Raw genomic sequence first — 23,200 nt, forward strand, 5'->3', positions numbered from 1 at the left:
AGATGGTACAACATGGATGTTGTTTATCAAAATAAAGAAGCCGGCAAACAGATTTTTGGCGGTACCATATCCAAATATGGAAAAATCTCACAGATACTTCACGTCCTGGAGTTAACTGGTGATGTAAAATTCAGGGTAGAAGGAAAAACAATCATCGTGTTATAGTGTCTACTATCAGCGAGATGTACAATGGTTACAGCCAATTTAGTTATAGGGTATAATTAGCCGTTATTTGGTTTTTTAAGCTTTCATGAATGTCTATAAATCCCGTGTTTTTACTTAACATCACTTATTCTCTCGTTTGTTTGGAAGTTCTCAGGTTTCTAGGACGAGATTCTTAAGTGCTAAATGCTTCACATATTTTGAAGATTCGGCAAAAATATAGTATTTAGCTTTTACATATCTTTTTAGTTTTATCAAATATACTATGCTACTGTTCTAAGAACAATAGTTTCTATAAAATTAATTTAAATAGTTTATTTTAAAATTTTGAGTTAAAAATCAAAATTTTGATGATTCTGAGTTCAAAAAAATATTTCTGTCTTCCTTATGAAATTTGATGTTTATCCACATCATAACTAAAAGACAGAACTATGGCAACCTTAAGCATTCCTCAAAATGGCGACGCCTTAAAAGGAAAAAACAGAACCCGAAAAGCAGTTCCCTCCGTAGACCTTACCGCAATGGTAGATCTGGCATTTCTTTTAATAACCTTTTTCATGCTCACAACTTCCTTATCTAAGTCGCAGGCCATGGATATAGCCAAGCCGATTATCGATATCCCTGATCAGCCTTATCCTGCGTCAAGAACGCTAACGGTTCTTTTGGGTAAGGATAATAGCATTGTCTGGTATAAAGGTGAGACGAAGAAAGCAACTCCACATCGTGTAAGTTTTAAAATGATAGGCAGTGTTTTAGCTCAAAATAAAAAGGAAATAGCAAAGTTGCATGAAAATGATCCGGCMAAGTTTATGATAGTTATTATTAAACCCACCGAAGGATCTACATATAAGAATTTTGTAGACGTACTGGATGAAATGAGTATCGCAGATGTGAAATCTTATCTGATTGATGACAATAGTCTGGCCAGTCAGGAACAAGGATTTATAGAAAGGTAACCGTTCTAAGGTTAAAAATACCGATATGACTCGGCTGCTACTTTTTGGTATTCATTCCGGTATTGATTAGGTTGTTTTCCTATAACTTTTTTAAATTGTTTATTAAAGTTAGAGAGCGTTTGAAAGCCGCATTCGTAACCAATCTGATCAATATTCATTTTTCCTTCCTTGAGTAATTTGCAGGCAGATTCAATTCGGATCTCTTTAAGAAAATCTGAAAATGATTTATTCACACGCGCCTTAAAATATCTGCTAAAGGATGTACGGGTCATATTTATTAAGGAGGCAACCTCCTCCGCACTAATGGTATGTTTGAAATTCCTCATTACGTGCCCATATACCTTGTTCATTCTGGTAGTCTCCGCTTCAGTATTAGATGAAATCAAATAATTATGGGTAACAAAATGATAGTCGTTTGATTTAGCAAGTACATTTAATATTTTAAGCAATTGAATAACGCCATCCATGCCATCTAATTCTAACAGCTCACGCATCATTTTACTTACAACAACCTTTGTTTTCCCAATAATTTCTAGTCCCCGTTCAGATTTTTGAAATAGCCTGTCGATTTGGCCCATTTCATCTTTTAACCGCAATGCTTCTCCAAAAAAATCTTTATGGAAGTATACCACAATAACCCTGGTTGATAGTGTACTGTCCTTTTCGAAATATTTGTTTTCATTTCTCCATACATGGGGAAGGTGCGGACCAATAAGTACCATATCCATAGCCTTAAATGAGGTGATGTTATTACCTACAAAACGGCTTCCTTCGCCTTCCAGAACACAGTTTAATTGAAATTCGGGATGTGAGTGAAACGTAGGATCAAAGTAGGGGGCATAAATTTCTTTAACCACATACACTTTAGATTGTGAAATAGGCGATTTGGGAATAACGTGCGTCATTTTATTAAAATTATCTTAAATATTGGCTATATGGAAATTTTAGGATACAATATAGTCATTATTAGATAACAAGTGCCAATGATTCCAGCGCAATAAAATTTAAACTTGTATTAACCAAAACCAAATATAGACGATTGTAAAATAGAACGACGCGATTCCGGAATCCCGCAACTATCTAGAAAATCAGAACATGACGCCATAAGTTAATTTATGGGCGCGGTAATTTTTATTAGTCATTAATTAAAGAAAGGAGATAAGCCATAGTAGTATGAGCATTAAATATGTCGATTTCAGTTATTTAACCTAAACTTAATCAAACTTAATATAAGATGAAAAAATTAATACTCAAGAGATTTGTTCTATTTGAGCAAGCTTTGCTAAGAAAACATTATCCTGTTTTTCTTTTACTGATTACCCTTGTTTTATTGTCCCGGGAGTCTGTGCATGCACAACAAAAGACCATTACTGGTACCGTAACTTTTCAACAAAAGCCACTAACCGGGGTGAGCGTTAAGTTAAAAGGGGCCAATACAGGTATGAGTACAAATGAACAGGGCAAGTACACCGTTTCCTTACCAACGGGAAGGGGCGTATTGGTATTCACCTATATCGGATTTCTTACAAAAGAAGTTATCGTGGAGGGTGGCACCACAATTAACGTAGAATTGGAAGAGGATAAACAACAGTTAACCGAAGTTGTTGTAACGGGATATGGCACCCAAAAAAGAGAATCAATAACAGGAGCCATTTCAACGGTTACCAGTAAAGATCTGGAAAAAGTACATGGCGGATCGCAAGTAAGTACAGGATTGGCTGGGAAATTACCGGGCGTTACCTTTCGTATGCCTGATGGGAGACCAGGAGGTGGGGCTACCATTCAGGTAAGAAACATGGGGAATCCATTGTTTGTAATTGATGGGATCCAGCAGGATAAACGACAGTTCGACAATCTTGCGCCAAGTGATATAGAAAGCATTACCGTTTTAAAGGATGCTTCTGCAGCTGTTTATGGTGTACGTGCTGCGAATGGTGTAGTGGTTGTTACCACAAAAAGAGGAAGCAGAGGGGAAAAGAATGTAATAAATATCGATACCTATGCCGGCTTTCAGAATTGGAGCAGGTTTCCTGATGTAGTGAACGATTCATACGAATGGTATTTAGGCAAAGCTGATGCGGAGATGAACAACGGAGGGACAACTACCGTTACCAAAGAGGAATTAGCCAAATACAAGGAAGGCACCGCTCCGGGTTATCAAAGTTTTAACTGGAAAGACTTTATTGTACAGAAAAATGCGCCGTTGTATCAGCAGGCTATTAATGCTACAGGTGGTTCTGATAGAATAAACTATTATTTTTCTGGTACAAATATGTTCCAATATTCTGTATTAGGACGCGAGTTTACATATGGGCGTAAAAACATCAATGCCAATATGGATGCCAATATTACAGATAGGTTAAAGGTTGGGATTGGGATAAATGGATGGAACGAAGTGAGAGATAATCCCGGAATACCCGGAGGTGATGACTATAATTTACCAAGAGCTGCCATCTTATGGAACAGGCCCTGGGAACGTCCGTATGCCAATGACAATCCGGATTATATAAATGATATTGGCCACAATGAATCCAATTGGGCTTATAACAATAAGAAATACGGTGGATATTCGAATGATAGAAGACGTTACGGATCGGCCAGGTTTAATGCCCAATATCAAATCCCATACATAAAGGGACTTGTTGCACAGGGATCTTATTCTTACGGACTCGAAGATCGCCTGCACGATGGTCATGAGTATACTTACAAAACGTATACCTATAATCCTACCGACGATACTTATAAAGCAACCGGAGGTAGTATCAATCCATGGCGGGAGCGTAGGACTCAGAAGATAGAAAAGAATAACTATCAGGTTGGATTAAACTACAACAATACGTTTGGTAAACATACAGTAGGAGGGCTTCTCATTTCTGAAAGATATGATGTAAGGGACAAAGAAGTATTTGTTCATGCCGTGCCAGCAACAAATGTGCTTCCGCTTATCTATTTTAACACTACGGATACTTACAATGATCGCGATGATCAGCAAGCCCGTATCGGATACATTGGAAAGATAAACTACAATTATGCGAATAAGTACTACCTGGAGTTTTCAGGCAGGAGGGACGCTTCATGGAAATTTGCTCCGGATAAAAGAGTAGGATTTTTCCCTTCTGTATCTGGTGGATGGAGAATTACTGAAGAGAAATTCATGAAATCACTGTTAGGTGAAAACAGTAAGCTGAACGATTTGAAAATCCGTGCTTCTTACGGTGTACTTGGAGATGATGATAACGGGATATTACCAACTGATTATCTTGCCGGCTATAATTATAATCAGAATGGCTATGGCATTCTTGATGGAAATCCAATTATAGGTTCAAGAGATAAAGGTAAGCCCATCTTAAATATTTCCTGGTTTAAAAGTAAGATCCTGGACATAGGTGCCGATTTTACCATGTTTAACAATAAATTGATTGGAAGTGTCGACTATTTTAAAAGATTGCGAACAGGACTTAGAGGCACCAAATATGATATCGTTTTACCTAGCGAGATTGGCTTTAACCTAAGCGACGAAAATATAAATAAAGACGAGCAGGCCGGGGGTGAGATTTCACTTGCTTACAATGGATCGGCTGGTGCAGTTACTTTTAGCGTTGGTGGAAATGTTGGATACGCACGTAGTAAGTTCACCGCTTCTTACAAACCGATATTTTTTAACTCATGGGATCAGTACCGTAATTCTGCCGAGGGTAGATACAAGAACCTTTTTTGGGCATATGATGTAGTAGGCCAGTTTCAATCACAGGAAGAAATAAATAACTATCCGATAAATATTGACGGACAGGGTAATAAGACCCTATTACCGGGCGACTTGATTTATAAGGACCTTAATGGTGATGGAAAAATTGATGGATATGATGAGCGCCCGTTAGGTTATGGAAGAAGCGCCGACGGAACCAACCAGCCAATTATCAATGGTGGGTTTAATTTTAGCGTAGCATGGAAGGGATTTGATTTTGCTGCTGATTTTTCAATCGGATCTATGTACAGCTATAATCAGGAAAACGAAATCAGAAGAGGGTTTTCATATAATTCAGGTGCATTAAATACCATTTTAACGGACAGATGGAGAAGAGCTGATGCTTTTGATTTAAATAGTGAATGGATACCAGGTAAATATCCTGCATTAAGATTTAACGTCAATTCAGCCAGTTCGGTAAATAAAAACTCTATTTTTTGGTTGCATAATGTAACGGCCATTCGTGCCAGAACACTGGAGCTTGGTTATTCCTTACCTAAATCACTAATAGGAAAAATAAACATCCAAAAGGCACGCCTGTTTGTAAATGGCTATAACCTATTTTCTATTGATAACCTAAGCAAGTACAAGGTTGACTCGGAAGTTCAGGATACAAATGGTTTACAGTACCCACAAAATTCATTTGTTAACATGGGCATTAACCTCACTTTATAACAGTTTTTAATTGAACTAACATGAAAAATAAATTTATAATAGCAATAGCCACCTTATTCGTTTTTAGTTTGGGGTGCAAAAGCGATTCAGATTATTTGGATATAAAGCCTACTCAGGTATTAAGTCCTGAACTGGCCTTTAGTGATCCTACACAGGTGCTCTCTATCCTGGCAGATCTTTATAACCGTCAGTACGATTACCCAAGGCTTACTGAATGGGTTACTTTTGGTGACTTTAATGAATCATTTTATTCTGAAAATGGACAATATAACAATTACCATGGCAACAGTACCTGGGGCTTTAGGGGATACAGAGGTCCAGATGTTGGCGGCAGGCCAACGTACTTCTGGACACCATGGGATTATACTTATATCCGAGAACTTAACTTGTTTATGGAGCGCTGTGCAACAGCTACAGCACTGGATGCGGCAACCAAGGCATCTTATATTGCTGAAGCCAGGTTTTTAAGGGCAAGTTATTATTTCACCTTAACCCAGTATTATGGAGGCGTGCCTATCATTCTCAATTCATTAGAGTTTAATGGGACTGATGTTACTTCTTTGCAATATCCAAGGGCAAAGGAATCGGAAATGTATGACTTTGTAATTAAGGAGGCAGAGGAATTAAAACTGTTGCTTCCTGCAAATAGCAATACTAAAGCCCGTGCTACCAAAGGTGCTGCATTGGCTATGGAATCAAGAGCTGCTTTATATGCTGCTTCTATTGCAAAATACGGCGCAACAACTCCTTCCGTTTCGCTCTCAGGTGGCGAGGTAGGTATTCCGGCAGGTATGGCAAATGCTTATTATACCACTGCCTTGAAAGCTGCTGAAGAAATCATCAGTGGCTCAGCGGGAGCTTATTCACTATACAAAAAGCAACCCGGAAATCTTTCTGAAAACTTTGCTGCCATATTTTATGATAAAACACAAAATAATGAGGTGATATGGGTTGACGATTATGCGTTAAAATTCAAAAGACATGGATTTACGCAAGTAAATCAGCCCCGTTTTGGTGCTGAAGAAGAAGAAGGTGGCCGTATAAATCCATCCCTTAATTTGGTTCAGTCATTTGAAAAGTTAGATAATACATTCGCCCCTTTAGCTACCAATGACGCTAACGGTGATTATGTTTATTATACCAATCAACAGGACATATTTGCCGGCAGAGATGCCCGTTTGGGTGGCACGGTAATCATCCCGGGCTCAAGCTTTAAAGCCAGACCAGTTGACATTTGGGCTGGAGTGCAACTAGCAAACGGAACGGTAATCAGTGGAGGTGAGCGCGGTGCTCAAAAGGTATTACCTGGTAAAACGGTACCGGAACAGGTTGTTGGCTTTGATGGGCCAATTAACGGAATTGGTAATACTGCTCAAACCGGTTTCTATATCCGGAAATATCAGGACCCTGCTATTGGCTCGGGTCAGCGTGGGGTAGGAAGTGCCGTTTGGTTGGTAAGATATCGTTATGCTGAAATCTTATTGAATGCAGCCGAGGCAGCCTTTGAGCTAGGACAATCTTCGGTTGCTGCGGGGTACATGAATCAGGTACGGGCCAGGGCCGGATTGGTTGTTCCTTTAACCGGTGGCGATATCACTTTTGATCGGATTGTGCATGAGCGTAGAGTGGAATTTGCTTTTGAAGGACAATATTTCTTTGACCTTAAAAGGTTTAGAATTGCCCACCAGGTATTTGATGGGGTTGCTTTAAATAAAACAGATCTTTTAAGTAATCTTTCTAAAGCGACAAAACGCAGTACTCAACCTTACAGTTTGTTGCCATATAAATATTATGCTCCGGGATCACCAAATAATGGTAAGTGGATTTACAAAGTGGATTTATCAAACATTGTTACTGCAAGCGACAACTGGCAATTGGGTAATTATTATAGTGAGATTGAGCCCGATATCCTCACAAGAAATCCAAAACTAGTTAAACAACCTAATCAATAAGTATTATTTATAAATCTTATAATTATGAAAATTAAATTTCATTATATACTGTTTTTCGCACTCAGTACCGTTATTCTGTCTTGTAAGAAGGATAATTTTGATGCGCCTAAAGCTGCTTTAGCCGGACGTATAGTTTATCAGGGGGAGCCACTGAATTTTGAGTATAATAAGGTGAGCTACGAGTTATATCAATCGGGCTTTGGTAAAACCGGTGCCATAGGCAGTATATTCACGCCTGAAGGGGCGTTTTCACACCTGCTTTTTGATGGGCTTTACAAAATGGTTGTTCCGATTGGACAAGGCCCCTTTGTTTGGAAACAAACCGGTGGCAAGCCCGATTCAATTGCAATAACTTTAAAAGGAAACACCAATATGGATATTGAGGTAATGCCTTACTATATGATAAGGACACCTCAGCTTACTTATTCAAGTGGAAGTGTTACCGGAACATTTAAGTTAGAACAAATTGTAAAGGATGCAAATGCTAAAACAATAGAACGCGTAACGCTTTATATCAGCAAAACACGATTTGCGGATTCCCAAACCAATGTTGCTACAACCAACTTAGCCGGGTCTGCCATTACCGACCTGAATAATGTTAGTTTAAGTGTTACTGTGCCAACATTAGTACCTACTCAAAATTATGTGTTTGCCAGCATTGGGGTCAAATTTTCGGGTGTTGACGATATGATTTTTGCACCTGTAAAGAAATTAACTTTTTAATATTTTTTTAAGTTAAACCAGCTCCCTTTTCTTATTGGGAGCTGGTTTGACAAAGTTTAAAAAGATGATTTTAGCTAAACCAGTATTTTTTAACTAAATAATCTTAACACACAGAAGGGCAGAAATTTTATTCCTGGGGAACGTCAGTACACATCACGATTCAGGTAAATATGCGCCCTGGCTGGCCATTGAACTTTTTAAAAGCGGTGTTAACCTTACTTATACTACAGACCTGAAGGATCTGAATACAGAAAACCTAAGCAAATATGACGGGTTGATTATCTATGCCAACCACGATACGATATCCGTTTCACAAGAGCAGGCTTTGAAGGATTTTGTTGAAAATGGTAAAGGTCTGATTCCACTACATTCGGCTTCAGGTTGTTTTAAAAATTCTGAATGGTATATAAAAGCAATTGGAGGTCAGTTTGCATCGCATGGTAACGGATCATTTACTGCTCAGATCGCAAATCCTTCGCATCAGGTAATGAAAAACATTACTGCATTCACCACTACAGATGAGACCTATGTTCATCAAAAACTCAATCCTGATATCGTTGTATTAACCGAACGTACCGAAGGGGCAAGAAAAGAGCCATACACCTGGGTACGAAATGAGGGAAAAGGAAGGGTTTTTTACACCGCTTACGGACATGATGATGCAACCTGGAAGAACGGAAATTTCTTGAAATTGGTAAGGAACGGAGTCTTATGGGCTGTTGGCGATAAAGTAGAAGATCAGATTGCAAGATTAAAAATTCCTAATATGAGCATTTATCCGGATACAATAGCTGATTTTACAGCAAGGCACATCGTTCCTAAAATACAGGAAGGGTTAACTCCGGAAGAATCTTTGAAATTAATACAGGTTCCGGTAGATTTTGACATTAAGCTTTTTGCTGCGGAACCAGATATCACCAATCCTATTGCAATGGCATGGGATGAAAAAGGACGACTTTGGATAGTGGAATCTGTAGATTATCCAAATACTTTTATTGAAACAGATGGTGCGGCAAATGACCGGATAAAAATTTGTGAAGACACAGATGGAGATGGTAAAGCGGATAAGTTTACCGTTTTTGCAGACAGTTTAAATATTCCAACAAGTATTGTTTTTGCTAATGATGGAGTGATCATTTCGCAAGCACCGAACATGGTGTTTTTGAAAGACACCAATGGTGATGATAAGGCTGATGTTCATGAAATAGTATCAACCGGATGGGGTAAAAATGACACCCATGCAGGTCCTTCAAACTTGCTATATGGTTTTGATAATAAAATTTGGGGGGTCGTGGGCTTCTCGGGTTTCAATGGGCAAATAGAGGGCGTTAATACCCGTTTTGGGCAGGGTGTTTATCGGTTTAAGCCGGATGGAAAAGATTTCGAATACCTGGCGCCAACAAGTAATAATACCTGGGGGCTGGGCTTCTCGGAAGATAATAATGTTTTTATATCTACCGCTAACAATACACACAGCGCATTTTATTCTATGCCTGCTTCTTACACCAAAAGGACACTTCCTGGTTTAAATCTAAATGCAGTTCAGAAAATTGATGGCCACTATGATGTGCATGCCATGACCCCTAACCTGCGACAAGTAGATGTGGTTGGCGGATTTACTGCAGCTGCTGGTCACCATTTATATACTGCCAGAAATTTCCCAAAAAATTACTGGAACCGCATTGCCTTTATATCTGAACCTACGGTGAAATTAATCCATAATGCAATCATTGAGCCGGATGGAGCAGGATTTAAAGAAAAAGATGGATGGAATTTCCTGGCAAGCTCCGACGAATGGGTTGGTCCGGTGCAGGCAGAAGTTGGTCCGGATGGTGCGGTATGGGTGGCCGATTGGTATAATTTTGTTATTCAACACAACACATTTGTTCCCAGACAATCGCCTACGGAGTTTATTCTGCCACTTACTTTAGCAGATCAAAAACTAGGACAGGGAAATGCATTGATCAGCAATTTAAGAGATCTTGATCGGGGTAGGATATATCGTGTGATATATAAAAAGGCTAAGCCATATACTCCAATATCATTATCTAAGAATGATACACCCGGATTGCTTGCCGCATTAGAAAGCGACAATATGTTTTGGCGAATAACGGCTCAACGTTTACTGGTAGAGAAAAAAGATCAGAGTGCTATTCCTGCATTGTTAAAGTTGGTAAGCGATCAAAAAGCAGATGAAATTGGGCTTAATGGATCGGCTGTTAATGCATTGTGGACATTAAATGGCATGGGCGTATTGGACGGTAAAAACGCTGAAGCTACGAAAGTTGTAGTGCAGGCCTTATCTAGCCCTGTGGCTGGAGTAAGAAAAGCTGCAATAGAAGTATTACCTAAAAACAACCATACGATACATCTAATGCAAAGCAGTGGTATTCTTAACGACCAAAATTTAAATACAAGAATGGCTGCAATTTTAACACTTGCCGCTTTACCCGAATCACAAGAAACTGCGAAGATCATTTATGAAGCCAGTTTTGAAGCGGAAAATGAAAAAGACCAGTGGCTCTCGCAAGCACTGTTTGCAGCAGCTTTGAAGAATAGAGAAGGTTTTTTGTCAGTTTCAAAAGAAAGTGGTAAAAAAGTTAGTGACTCAAGTCTTACCTGGCGCCTGGTAAATGCGGTTAGTCAGGAAGTTTATGTGCTGGATAGGGGTAGCAGCACACAGTTGTCGCCTGATGTTGCCGGAAAGGAAATTCATTTCAAGGCGACTGTAACCAAGGCTAGAAACAGTGAATTTAATGGTGCCATTATGGCTCAGGGAAATAAGGATAATGGATATTGCTTATTTATTGAATCAGGGAATCTGAATATGGTGGTTAACCAAAACGGTAAATCATATACAGCAGTAACGAAAGATTCAGTACCGAACAGATCTTTTGATGTGATTGCCAGTTTGGAGACAGGTGGTATGATTACACTGGAAATAAATGGCAGAAAAGTAGCCGATGCAAAAGCTTCCGGGCTCTTTAAAAATGCACTTAAGGGCAGCTTGCGCTTTGTTGGAGATAAAGAAAGTGAGGACCAGAAACCATTTTATAATGGAATGTTGCCACTAAAAGGGGAAACAAGAAATGCATCACTTGAATTAAAAAAAGCAGAACCCTCAGGAAGTAAAAAGGCAGCGACCGCAACTACAATTAAAAATGATGGTTCTAAACCTGTGCTGATTAAAATCAAAGTGGTAAAGGACCTGATGCAATTTGATAAAAATCTCTTTACAGTAAAAGCGGGGCAGAAACTGATTTTTGAATTGGAAAATCCGGATGGTATGCAGCATAATATGCTTATTATTAAACCCGGTACCTTACAAAAGGTAGGGAAAGCTGCAGATGATATGCTTCGTGATCCGCAGGCTGCCCAAAAGAATTATGTGCCTGTTATGCCCGAAGTTTTGCATGCCACTAAACTTTTGAACACGGGGGATGTAGTAACTTTTGATTTTACAGTGCCAGATGTCACTGGCGACTATCCTTTTCTTTGCACGTTTCCTGGTCACTGGAGAGGAATGAATGGTATTATGAGAGTAGTTAAGTAATTTAAAATAAACTTTTTGATATGAAATGGAATGTAATTTTTTTGGCTTCGCTTTTTATCCTGGTATTATCGTTGAGTAGTTGTGGGGTAAATTCTCCGGCCAACGCTCAGAAAAAAACCAAAGCAATACGTACGCTGATGGTAGGTGGGGGTGCTTCCCATGATTTCGACAAATGGTATAAAGAAGTCGATACAAAAACCTTAGCGCAAGACGGGCTTGCTACTGTGACCTATACAAGTGATGTGAGCAGTATTCTTTCTAAACTGCCCGATATTGATGTTCTATTCTTAACGAACAACCAGCCAATGGAAGATCCTGAACTGAGGAAAGCCATTTTTGCCTTTGTTAACGCTGGTAAGGGCCTGGTGCTTGCTCATGCTGCACTGTGGTACAACTGGAAAGACTGGCCCGAATATAATCTTCAGCTGGTAAGTGGTGGATCAAAAGGTCATGATAAATATGGCTCATTTGAAGTGAATGTTGTTGATGCAAAACATCCTGTAACAAAGGGGGTAGACCAGAAGTTTAGCCTGAAAGATGAACGCTACTACTATAAAGTGGATGCTGCGGGGCCGGGAATAAAGATTTTAGCGAATTCTAGTGTGGAAGGATCTACCGCTATTTATCCTTCTGTATTTGTTGTCAATCATCCGAAAGCCCGGATTGTTGGGATCGCATTAGGTCATGATGCAGAATCGCACGATTTACCTGTTTATCATACGCTTATCCGGAATGCCATTAAGTGGGTGAGCCATAAATAATATTGTTGAACTTTTTAATAACTGTTAATATCTAAATTAAATAATCACATGAGTCAAAAGAAAATTACCGTAATTATTGTAGGGATGGGTTTTGGTAAAGAGTTTATTCCAATCTATCAGAACCACCCTGATGTTAAAGCCGTAGGGATTTGTACCCGCAATCAGGACACTATTGATGAGCTTGCCACTAAATTTAATTTGGATAGGGATCTTTGCTTTACAAATTATGAGGATGTTCCTTTAAGAGAAGACGTTGATGCCATCCATATCGTAACTCCTGTTCCTGAGCATGCTAAAATGACGCTTGCATCACTCAACGCCAATAAACATACTGCATGTACCATTCCTATGGCGATGACGGTTGAGGATTGTACGGCGATAGTTGAAGCTAAAAGAAAGGCTAACAAAGTGTACATGATGATGGAGACGGCACTATATACCAGAGAGTTCCTTTATGGGCTGAAACTGGCAGAAAATGGTGATCTGGGTCGGATTCAGTTTGTTAGAGGTTCCCATATTCAGGACATGAGTATGGATGGATGGGGCGAGTACTGGAAAGGCTATCCGCCAATGCTTAATGGAACGCATGCCATCTCTCCTTTGTTAAGGATCAATAACACTAAAGCTGAATCTGTTGTATGTCATGGTTCAGGAAGGCTAAGCGATGATCTGACCAGCAGATATGGATCTCCGTTTGCAGTGGAAACCGCAACATTTAAGTTAAAAAACTCGGATGTAGTAGCAGAAGCTACGCGTTCTTTATTTGATGTGGTACGCCAATACCGTGAAAGTTATGATGTATATGGTACGAAAATGTCATTCGAATGGGAACAGTTGCAGGATGAAGAACACATCGTGTTTGATGGGGGTGAAAATGCGCGCAGGATAAGCGTACCTGATACCGATGAACAGCTAATTCCTGAGATTGCGAATTTCACAAAAAGAGAAAAAATAGATGATCCGAATCATGTTTCATTTTTACAGGGAGCAGGACATGGTGGCTCACATCCTCATTTGGTTCAGGAATTTGTTGCTGCTATAATGGAAGGTAGAGATTCAGCAGTTGATGCTGCACTGGCAGCCAATTATACTTGTGCAGGCATCTGTGCGCATGAGTCTGCAATGAAAGGTGGTACGCGTATCAATATACCTGATTTCGAAATCTAATTAAAACTTTAATTTATCCCTTATGAAATTTGGAGTAAGTACATTCCTTTGGAAATCACCCTTTACTTCTCATTCCTTTGATCTTGTTCATAAGATCAAAGGAATGGGATTTGACATCATAGAAGTAGCAGTTGAACAACAAGAATTAATTGATTGGGTTAGATTAAAAGAGCTCATAAAAGAAACCGGATTACAGGCTACTGTTAGTGGTGCATTTGGTGCCGAACGCGATATTTCCAGCGAGGATCCACGAATAAGGGCGCAAGGTCTCAAATATATTACTGATTGCATTAAAATAGCGGAGCATTTAGGGAGCCCTATTTTTGGTGGCCCGGTATATTCTGCAGTTGGAAAAACCCGTTTTATAACCGAGGAACAGAAAAAAAGAGAAAGAAGCTGGTGCGTTGAAAATCTGGTTAAAATTGGTGAAGTAGCAGCCGACTATGGGGTGGTGGTGGGGGTAGAGCCATTAAATCGGTTTGAAACGGATATGATCAATACTGCCGATCAGGCTATTTCCTTAGTTAGTGAGGTAGGCAGTCCCAATGTCAAAATACAATTAGACACTTTCCATTGCAATATTGAAGAAAAGAATATTCCTGATACGATAAGAAAATTGGGCAAGGATCTATTGTGTCATATCCAGGCAAATGAAAGTGACAGGGGAACTCCCGGAACTGGTAACCTTGATTGGATTGGCATTAAGGAGGCATTGACTGAAATTGGCTATGAAAAAGCTATTGTGATAGAAACTTTTGGTGAGGTGTCGGAAGAGATTGCAAGAGCGGCCTCTATATGGCGGCCGCTGGCGAATAGTTCAGATGATCTTGCGATAGACGGTCTTGCTTTTTATAAAAGGCTATTTTCTTAGTTCAATAGAGGCTATCCTTTTTGGATAGCCTCATTAACTAACATTAATTAATACCCTGGTGTTGGAATCAAATTAGTGTTGTTCCTCAACTCCCTGCTAGGGATCGGGAACAGCAGTTCTCTTTGGGTTAAAACCGGGCCATAGGAGAATTTATGGCCAACATAATTATCAAATCCTTTGGTGCTCACATTAAATGCTTTACGGAGACGTGCCATATCGAACCAGGTCACATTTTCAAAGCACAATTCATACCAGCGTTCGCGCCAAATCGCTTCCCGTAATTGATCTTTGGATAAGCCAGTTAATTTTGGCAATTGTGCCCTTGTCCTTATCAGATTAACTTCGTCATATATTTTGGTACTTGGGCCATTTACTTCATTTGCAGCTTCAGCATATATCAATAGCACCTCGGCATATCTGAGCAGGGACCAATTAAGATCGCTATTGGCCGTGCTTGTATGTGCCGCTACATCAAAAATTTTGTAAATAAAGTATCCTCCCAGATCTACTACCAGATTTCTGTTGTCCTGATTGGTAAACTTGGTGAAAAAGAACTGACCTTCTTTTGCACGCAGATCTGCCGGATCATATGATTTTACAAAGTCAGCTGTGGCATAAATACCTCCGGTTTCGGCAGAGTATGCTGAAATATTTTTATTATAAGGGATAATCAATTCCTGCCAGTTTGCCGGAATGATCTGTGTCTTATACTGAATCATAAAAATATTCTCTTCAATATTTTTCTTAGCCGGGTTGTGTAAATCTCCGTAAGTATTGAACAGCTTAAATTGTTTGGAGTCGATTACTTCCTCTGATTTTTTTGCTGCCAAATCGAAATATTCAGCTCCTTTCTGTAATGGGTAGCCAGCCATGGTAAGGTATACTTTGGCCAGTAATGATTTTACTGCTCCTAAGCTTACTCTTCCTGTAACATCAACCCATGCCAGGCCTGCAACTTCTGCTGTTTTTAAATCTTCCACAATCAATTTGTAGACATCATCCGGAGCTGCTTGTTTTGGTCTCAATTGATCCGATTTCAAATCAACGGGCTCTGTTATCAGCGGAATATTACCAAACATCTGAACTAAATTGAAATAATACCAGGCGCGTAAAAAATGAGCCTCGCCAAGTAATTTTTTAGCTTCTGCAGCATCCATTGCGATGGATGGTATCTTTGCTATTGAAAGGTTGGCATTACCTATGCCCTTATAGTAATTTTGCCAATAATTTAATCCATAGCTGTTATCGGCAGTATTTTGCAGATCCTTTACAAAATAGCTGTCAACAGCCTGCCCTAAATCAGTAGCAGCCTGCCCGGTAGCAAATTCAGTCATTGTCCAGGGGCCGCCGCCAAAGCCGCTACTCATCGGATCACGCATGCTTGCATAGATCGCATTTACAGAACTTCTTGCATGTTCTGGTTTAGTAAAATAATTTTCTACCGTAAAATTGCTGGGATCCGATTCATCTAGAAATTTGGTACAGCTGGTAAACCCCAAAGTGTAAACCGTTAATACCAGGAATCCATATTTTTTTATTATTGTTTTCATTTTTCTTTCTTAAAAAGGTTTGTATTAAACTATAGCCCGATATTAAGCCCAACCATAAATACCCTTGGCTTTGGGTAATCATATAATGTTAAGCCCTGATCGAAGGGTGCTCCTGAGTTGGAAACTTCCGGATCATAACCTTTATATTTAGTAGCTACAAAAAAGTTCTGAACGGAACCATATATCCTTAGGCGATTCAGTTTTAATGAAGCAGCTGTTGCTGATGGAAAGGAATATGCAAGTAATAAATTGCGCCCACGGATAAATGATCCATCAGTTACTTTATGACTATCATTGTTTGTGGTATAATAGGCATTAATTGGTCTGATTTGGGCAATTGAGGTATTTTGATTGGTTTCTGTCCAGGCATTTAACACGGTTTTGTAACTGTTGGCAATGCCTTGTCTGTCTTCCGCTGAATGGATGCTTCTATCCAGTACATCATTGCCATACATATACTGAAGGTCTACGGTTAATGACCATGCCTTGTATTGGAAAGTATTTAAGAACGTGCCAAACCCATCTGGGATACCTTTTCCTATTATAGTCCTGTCCAGATCGTTTATTCTGCCATCGTTGTTTAGGTCCTTATATTTTACATCACCTGGCAGCATATTGTATTTCTTTGCTTCTGCAGCTTCATTGGTCCCCCAGGTTCCCAGGTGTACCCTTCCAAAGAAAGAGCCAACAGGTTCGCCTACTCTAATTACTCCATTTCCTGAAAATATATCGCCACTGGCCAGGGCAAGAACTTTGTTCTTGTTCACGGAAATATTGAAGGTTGTACTCCAGGAGAAATCGTCTGTTTTGATGTTCGTGGAGTTTACACTAAATTCAATACCCTTGTTTTCCATACTTCCAACATTAGAGAAGATGCTGGGATACCCGCTGCTTAGTGGTAAAGGGGCTTCTAGTAACATGCCATTAACCTTTCTGCGATACAGATCGAGTTCGAAATTTAACCTGTTGGAGAATAAGCCGACCTCAAGCCCGAAATCAATTTGTTTCGTTTTTTCCCATTGTAGGGTAGGATTGGCCATGCGGTTGGTGCCTATGCCAATATTTCGGGTTCCATCGAAAATTACGTTATAATTACCCATGCCTGCAAGTGCTCTGTATGCCGGAATCTCAGAATTTCCGGTAGCGCCGTAACTGGCACGAATCTTCAGGTTTGAAATGCTGGGAATATTCTTCATGAAGTCTTCTTCGATTACTCTCCAGGCAAGTGCGGCCGAAGGAAAGAAGGCATACTGGTTTTCGGTTCCAAACTTAGAAGACCCGTCTGCCCGACCCGTAAAAGTTATTAAATACCTGTTGTTCAGGCTGTAATTTATGCGGGCAAAATATGAATTTAGCCCGTAAGCCTGGCCATTGGAGGAAGGAGCCTGAGGGCTAGATCCTGCACCCAGGTTATTGTACAGAAAATACGAGTCGTCGAAACCCTGAGTGTTTGCTTGATTTTCAAAACGATCAATATGCTGCCAGGATAGACCTGCCATAGCGCTTATGGAGTGTATTTTCCCAAATTGCTTGTTATAGGTTAAGTAATTCTCGAATTGCCATGAGTTGTACCTGTTGTTATTTACCCGGGCGTCTCCATTGTCAGAAATGTATTGCATCCCTTTGGCTGCAAAATAATCCTCTCTCTGATTAATGATGTTAGTACCAATTGTTGATTTGAACTCCAATCCGGGAGCCAGATTAATGGCCGCATACATATTGCCGAGCAAAGTTTGGGTGCGCAAAAAATATAACCTATCGGCAGCTACACGAAGAGGGCTGTCGCCACCTTCCATTCCCGGATAGTCTCTGTTGCTTGCCCATGATCCATCGGCATATTTTACAGGAATAATCGGTAAGGCCTCTAATACCTGGCGCATCATGGTTATTCCTCCTCCATCGAGCTGATCAACTTGTTTGTCATTTTGATCTGTATAACCCATTGTTCCACCTACTTTTAGCCAACTCTTTATCTGGCTATCAAATACAAAGCGGCCGGCATATCTTTTTTGCCATGAGCCACGTGCGAGCCCCTCCTGATTGCGATAGTTTAAAAAAGCGCCAAAGCTGCTTCTTTCATTACCATCGGCAAAGCCAAGCTGATGATTTTGTGTAAACGCTTTTTGGAATGCTTCATCCTGCCAATCTGTATCATATAATGGGTTGCCTTGTGAATCAAACAATTTTGGATTGTTACGCTTGGTCTTAGGGTCTGTGTATTTTGTTCCTGTTGCCCACCCTACGGGATCATATTTTTTGGCGTTTGCATAGGCTAAATCCTCTACTGCTAAAAATTCTTTCGAATTGAGCACTTCAAGTTTTTTAGGTAGTACACCTAAACTAAAGTCTGATTCATAGGTTACATTCCCTCCATTGGAAGATCCACGTTTAGTGGTAACCATGATTACACCATTGGCTCCACGTGCTCCGTAAATTGCTGTTGATGAGGCATCTTTTAATACTTCGATAGAGGCGATATCGCTAGGGTTTATGTAATCGATCGGGGAACTCCCGTTTTTCAGATCTACAGCATTGAGTATAACTCCATCAATCACATATAAAGGATTATTAGACACACTTAATGAACTTGCGCCCCGAATGCGGATGCTGGCCCGGCCGCCTGGTCTGCCGGAATTGGAGGATACATTTACGCCTGACACGCGACCCGATAAGCTTTGATTAAGAGACGAGGCCGGACGCTCCTGAAGCGTTTCTGCTTTTACTGTACCTACTGCTCCGGTTAGATCCGATTTTTTTGCGGTTCCGTACCCTACAACAACAACCTCATCTAAACCTTGCAATTGTGGCACTAACTTAATTGACATGTTTCCGGAAGTAACCTTTACCTCTTGAGTGGTATAGCCGACATAGGAAACAATCAAAATCGCCTCGTCGGTTAAACCCTTTATGCTGAAATTGCCGTCATTATCAGTTGTTGTAGTTTGTCCTGTACTTTTTACTTTAATGCTGACTCCGGGAATTCCAACACCCTTTTCATCCAGGATTTTTCCTTTTGCATCGATGGGGGGGATGCGTAGGTAAGCAGGATTTTTTTTTAGATAGTTTGCATGTAGTTGCATCGTTGTCGCCAGGAACAGAACTGTTAACAGGCAAATAATTTTTTGGCGCAAAGCCACACCCTTGGGTGTCAAAGTTAAAAACTGGTTCATATTTGGGATGATTTAGTTAACTAGCAGATACCTTTTAAGTTATTTTTGTACCTGTTTCTTCTCCGATCTGAGCTGCTTGATACGCATCCAGATTTTTAAAAGAAATAGATTTTAATAAAAGATATGATGCTATTACTATGAAAGTATAGTAAAGTTCAGTTGGATTGTTAACTTATTTTTGCAAATCATTAAGCTATTTTGCCATGTAATTTATCTGGCAATTGCCTTTCCCGATTACCTTAATGTATATGCCTTCAGGCCCTGTTGGCTAATGCCGAATATCAGTTTGTTATTGGTTTGTACTACGCTTCTCACATCTCCTTTTATATTAAAACCGGATTTTTGCTGAGAGATGTAGGTAAAACCGCCTTTACCGTTGCCTTTAAGAAGCAAGCCATAATTGGCGTCGTATTTTCCGAATCTGAGTCGTGCACGGCTAATGTTACCACATAACAACAAATCTTTATTGCCATCCTTATCGTAATCAATGGCGGTAACGGTAAACACAGGCGAAAATTGAGCCTCGATGGGCAAGTCCAATTCTTTGAATTTGCCTTTCCCATTATTAATAAAGGCTGTGGTTTTTAAATGATTGGCTTTTAGCCTTGATACACCGTTTAATTCCTCTTTCGTGAATATGTCTTTCATTGATGCATCAGCATAACTTTTATAATCCGGAAAACGGGTGCGCATGATGCTCATCTGGTCAAGCATTTCATCCCTGGTTACGTAGGGGTAGCTTTTTCCCTGAATGTAAAAGCATAATATAGGGTCAACTGATCCATTGTCGTCAAAATCTTTGTAATACATTTCTGCGGGTTCCTGTTCTGTTGCCTTGCATTGTGTATTCAAGCCGGTATTTCCAATCACTATATCCGGCAAGCCATCATTGTTTAGATCATCAACCAGTAATTTATTCCACCATCCTGAAAAGGGTTTATCAAAATAATCAGTGGTTTTATCAATCAATTTTCCATTATTACTAATTAATACGGTAACAGGCATCCACTCTCCTACAATAATTAAATCCTGTTTTTTATCGCCATTCAAATCCACCCATGCTGCATCTGTGATCATTCCTGCTTTTTGTAATTGCGGCGCTATGGTTTCAACTTGATCTTTGAAATTTCCCTTCCCATCGTTAATCAGTAAATAGCTCGCTGGTGTTTCTGGATAACGACCTGGGACTACTCTTCCTCCTATAAATAAATCTGGATGACCATCTTGATTAAAATCTGTGACGCGGACACAACTCTTGCTACTTAGCATTTTAGGTAGCGCATTAACTGCTTGCCTAAAATTACCTTTGCCATCATTTAAGTATAGCCGGTCTTGCAGTGATGGGTCTGCTGCAGTATAACTGTCATAGCCCCCGCTGCATACATAAAGATCGATAAAACCATCTTTGTTGGCATCAAAAAAAACTGCATCTGCATCCTCACTTTTTATGCTGGAAGCAAAAGCTGCCTGAGGTTTTTTTACAAATTCGCCATTCTTTTTTTGAATAAAAAGCACAGCGGTTTGCCCCTGAGTTCCGCCGATATAAATATCTTCTAAACCGTCGCCGTTTATATCTGCTTTGGCTATACACGGCCCGGAAAATGACATAGGATTTATTAATAATGGTTGTCGCTTAAAATCGTTGGTTGATTTTTTTTGCTGTTGGAATGCTATAGGCGATTTAACCTCTTTAAATATAGAAGGAACAAGCTGCGGAGCTTTATATATTAGTTTTGCGTTTGTTTCTAACAAGGGTATTTGCTGGTTTGCTTTTATACCTGAGATCACCTCTTGTTTTCCACTTGTCCAAACTATTCGAAGAGAGTCAATGGAATTAGCATCCCCTAAGCCAAAATGCAAAATCGGGGAAACACTTGATTGATAGCCGCGAGATGGCATTTGTTCAAGATACTGTTGTTTGTTTTTGTTATAGATCCATATCTTTGCCCCAATACCCTGAGTATTTTGTCCGGATCCTTGCAGTTTTACTTTGAGAAATTGATTTTTCGCTTTTTTGTCTGATTTGTTTTCATAAACAAACGCCGCCAGGTTGATGTTGTTAACTACCAGATCCAAATCCCCATCGTTATCCAAATCAGCATATGCTGCCCCATTGCTATTCGAAGGAATGTTTAATCCCCATTCCATCACTTTATTGGTAAATGAGAGGTTTCCATTATTCTTGTAAATGTAGTTGTTAACATTGGATGCCGGCATCGCGTGAATCAGATCTAACAGACTCGCTTTTATTTGACTTGGATCGGTGCTACGCAAGAAATCTCCTTTGAACTTCAGAAAGTCCATGTTGGTATAGTCCCTCATATAGCCATTAGATATAAAAAGGTCTTTCCAGCCGTCATTGTCGTAATCTGCAAACAATGGTGCCCAACTCCAATCTGTATTTGAAATGCCCGACAGCTGGCCCATTTCACTAAATGTGCCGTTCCCATTATTTAATTGAAGCATATTGCGCATATCCTGGTAGTGGAAGCCAAGACGCAGGCGTAAATCATAATATTCATAATTGTCAGGAGAAAAAAGCAACTTCTGCCTGCGATTGTCTTCCGGAAGCATATCTAAGGTAAAAATATCAGAAAGGCCATCATTGTTAATGTCTGCAATATCATTACCCATCGAATATAAAGAGGTGTGACCGATTTGGGATTGAATTTGATTTGTGAAAGTGCCATTCCCGTTATTCATGTACAAATAATCGGGAGCCGAATAGTCATTTGAAATGTAAATGTCGGGATAACCATCATTGTTCAGGTCACTTACTCCGGCACCTAAACCATAGGTAAAAGAGGAATTATATATGCCAGCCTGATCAGAAACGTCCTTGAATTTTTTATTTTCATTTTTATATAGTTTAATCCTAATGGTTGGTGCAGGCTCTTTTAAGATTAGAGGGGCAGATATTTCATCAAGGGTAGTAAAAACTTTCGGATTATGGTTTAACAGGAGCATATCAAGATCGTTATCTTTGTCATAATCAAAAAAAACGGCCTGGGTACTATATGCGGTATCTGCAAGTCCATACGCTGCAGCCTCGTTCTTGAATATCGGGATTCCCTGATCGTTGATTCCCTGATTGATCAGCAAGCTATTGGATCTGTTTTTTGCTGGTAACGCCCCGGAGTAACACTGATAAATGTCTAATCTTCCATCACCATTAACATCTGCCATGGTAACTCCTGTTTTCCAGGAAAGGCCCACTTCAGTTATGCCGGCTTTATCGGTAATATCCTCAAACTGCATGTTCCCTTTATTAAGATATAGTTTGGCTTTTGTCATGTTCCCCGAGAAATAAATGTCATCGAGACCATCATTATTTAAATCGCCGATTGCAACACCTCCACCATTATAGAAGTACTGATAAGATATAATGTTTGCTCTCTCGTTCTCAATGATTGTATTATTGAAATCGATATGTGTTTGATCTGAGGAAAGTAGAGAAAAGAGTTTATTTGTGTCAGCCTCAATGCTCGTTTTTTTATCATTATTTACACAGGATGTAAATGAAAATAGGCTGAGAAGCGCTATGCTCAGGTGCAGTTTAGAGGTTAAAGAAGACATTTGGTTAAGAAGTTTGGTTTAATTCTTCTTGAAGATAACAACTTTATTTCAATGTATCATCTTTTTTACGGAAAGCATTAAAGATGCACCATCCCCAACTTCTTATACAAAAAAAGCATTCGATTAAAAATGCTTTTTTTGTATCTGTTTTTTTTAGCTAAACAAGCTGTAGATATAATTTTGGTTAACTAAATAACTCTTGCATATCCCTATCTGCGGTAGGTATTTTTTTTAGAAAGTCATCGAACCCGGCATTTTCCTGAGAGCTATACATTCCATAAGCATCAAGAATATAGCCTATCTGTTTGTCTTTGTCTTCTAACAAATAAAGTATGGAGT

Annotated in this window: 13 protein-coding genes; 9 read left to right on the forward strand and 4 right to left on the reverse strand. The window is 39.6% G+C overall.

The features are described from left to right. The first annotated feature begins 12 nt into the window (after nt 1-12). Nucleotides 13-165, forward strand: a complete 153-nt coding sequence (locus AC1DDX_RS10360; protein ID WP_477622019.1) for a DUF4974 domain-containing protein — start codon at nt 13-15, stop codon at nt 163-165. Nucleotides 166-593: 428 nt separating this feature from the next. Continuing rightward, nucleotides 594-1,118, forward strand: a complete 525-nt coding sequence (locus AC1DDX_RS10365; protein ID WP_337716978.1) for an ExbD/TolR family protein — start codon at nt 594-596, stop codon at nt 1,116-1,118. Between the two features lie 11 nt (nt 1,119-1,129). On the opposite strand, the gene AC1DDX_RS10370 is transcribed toward AC1DDX_RS10365, so the two are convergent. Continuing rightward, nucleotides 1,130-2,023 (reverse strand): AraC family transcriptional regulator, encoded by an 894-nt coding sequence (locus AC1DDX_RS10370; RefSeq protein WP_172662164.1) that lies wholly within the window; start codon nt 2,021-2,023, stop codon nt 1,130-1,132. 329 nt (nt 2,024-2,352) lie between these two features. Between AC1DDX_RS10370 and AC1DDX_RS10375 the strand changes: the two genes are divergently transcribed. The 7 genes from AC1DDX_RS10375 to AC1DDX_RS10405 all read left to right on the forward strand — a co-directional run bounded on the left by AC1DDX_RS10375 (nt 2,353) and on the right by AC1DDX_RS10405 (nt 14,565). Next, entirely contained in the window at nt 2,353-5,538 is a 3,186-nt protein-coding gene (locus tag AC1DDX_RS10375) for a SusC/RagA family TonB-linked outer membrane protein (RefSeq protein WP_337716976.1), read from the forward strand. Between the two features lie 20 nt (nt 5,539-5,558). Further along, nucleotides 5,559-7,490 carry a RagB/SusD family nutrient uptake outer membrane protein gene (locus AC1DDX_RS10380; RefSeq protein ID WP_337716974.1) on the forward strand — a complete coding sequence of 644 codons (1,932 nt, stop codon included), beginning with the start codon at nt 5,559-5,561 and terminating at the stop codon, nt 7,488-7,490. Between the two features lie 24 nt (nt 7,491-7,514). After that, nucleotides 7,515-8,213, forward strand: a complete 699-nt coding sequence (locus tag AC1DDX_RS10385; RefSeq protein ID WP_337716972.1) for a DUF3823 domain-containing protein — start codon at nt 7,515-7,517, stop codon at nt 8,211-8,213. A gap of 133 nt (nt 8,214-8,346) precedes the next feature. Then, a complete protein-coding gene (locus AC1DDX_RS10390) occupies nt 8,347-11,766 on the forward strand; it encodes a PVC-type heme-binding CxxCH protein (protein ID WP_477622020.1) in 3,420 nt (1,139 codons plus the stop codon). A 20-nt stretch (nt 11,767-11,786) separates the two neighbouring features. Continuing rightward, the gene (locus AC1DDX_RS10395) at nt 11,787-12,527 is read left to right on the forward strand and encodes a ThuA domain-containing protein (RefSeq protein WP_337716968.1); all 741 of its coding nucleotides are present in this window, start codon (nt 11,787-11,789) and stop codon (nt 12,525-12,527) included. Between the two features lie 48 nt (nt 12,528-12,575). Continuing rightward, nucleotides 12,576-13,694, forward strand: coding sequence for a Gfo/Idh/MocA family protein (locus tag AC1DDX_RS10400; protein ID WP_172662158.1), 1,119 nt, complete (start codon nt 12,576-12,578; stop codon nt 13,692-13,694). Between the two features lie 22 nt (nt 13,695-13,716). Next, complete coding sequence (locus tag AC1DDX_RS10405) at nt 13,717-14,565, forward strand: sugar phosphate isomerase/epimerase family protein (protein WP_172662157.1); 849 nt, start codon at nt 13,717-13,719, stop codon at nt 14,563-14,565. Nucleotides 14,566-14,612: 47 nt separating this feature from the next. On the opposite strand, the gene AC1DDX_RS10410 is transcribed toward AC1DDX_RS10405, so the two are convergent. The 3 genes from AC1DDX_RS10410 to AC1DDX_RS10420 form a co-directional block, all read right to left on the reverse strand. Further along, nucleotides 14,613-16,115: a RagB/SusD family nutrient uptake outer membrane protein gene (locus AC1DDX_RS10410; RefSeq protein WP_337716966.1), complete on the reverse strand. Its 1,503-nt coding sequence runs from the start codon at nt 16,113-16,115 to the stop codon at nt 14,613-14,615. A gap of 29 nt (nt 16,116-16,144) precedes the next feature. Further along, the gene (locus AC1DDX_RS10415; RefSeq protein ID WP_337716964.1) at nt 16,145-19,285 is read right to left on the reverse strand and encodes a SusC/RagA family TonB-linked outer membrane protein; all 3,141 of its coding nucleotides are present in this window, start codon (nt 19,283-19,285) and stop codon (nt 16,145-16,147) included. Between the two features lie 234 nt (nt 19,286-19,519). After that, nucleotides 19,520-22,861, reverse strand: a complete 3,342-nt coding sequence (locus tag AC1DDX_RS10420) for a VCBS repeat-containing protein (protein ID WP_337716962.1) — start codon at nt 22,859-22,861, stop codon at nt 19,520-19,522. Nucleotides 22,862-23,200: the final 339 nt, after the last annotated feature.

Source organism: Pedobacter sp. 10L46_2 (assembly GCF_056395165.1).

Bases quoted from the DNA above. Each gene is read 5' to 3' on its own strand.
- AC1DDX_RS10385 (WP_337716972.1), top strand. From the start codon at position 7,515: ATGAAAATTAAATTTCATTATATACTGTTTTTCGCACTCAGTACCGTT.
- AC1DDX_RS10375 (WP_337716976.1), top strand. From the start codon at position 2,353: ATGAAAAAATTAATACTCAAGAGATTTGTTCTATTTGAGCAAGCTTTG.
- AC1DDX_RS10410 (WP_337716966.1), bottom strand. From the start codon at position 16,115: ATGAAAACAATAATAAAAAAATATGGATTCCTGGTATTAACGGTTTAC.
- AC1DDX_RS10415 (WP_337716964.1), bottom strand. From the start codon at position 19,285: ATGAACCAGTTTTTAACTTTGACACCCAAGGGTGTGGCTTTGCGCCAA.
- AC1DDX_RS10360 (WP_477622019.1), top strand. From the start codon at position 13: ATGGATGTTGTTTATCAAAATAAAGAAGCCGGCAAACAGATTTTTGGC.
- AC1DDX_RS10420 (WP_337716962.1), bottom strand. From the start codon at position 22,861: ATGTCTTCTTTAACCTCTAAACTGCACCTGAGCATAGCGCTTCTCAGC.
- AC1DDX_RS10395 (WP_337716968.1), top strand. From the start codon at position 11,787: ATGAAATGGAATGTAATTTTTTTGGCTTCGCTTTTTATCCTGGTATTA.
- AC1DDX_RS10370 (WP_172662164.1), bottom strand. From the start codon at position 2,023: ATGACGCACGTTATTCCCAAATCGCCTATTTCACAATCTAAAGTGTAT.
- AC1DDX_RS10380 (WP_337716974.1), top strand. From the start codon at position 5,559: ATGAAAAATAAATTTATAATAGCAATAGCCACCTTATTCGTTTTTAGT.
- AC1DDX_RS10405 (WP_172662157.1), top strand. From the start codon at position 13,717: ATGAAATTTGGAGTAAGTACATTCCTTTGGAAATCACCCTTTACTTCT.
- AC1DDX_RS10400 (WP_172662158.1), top strand. From the start codon at position 12,576: ATGAGTCAAAAGAAAATTACCGTAATTATTGTAGGGATGGGTTTTGGT.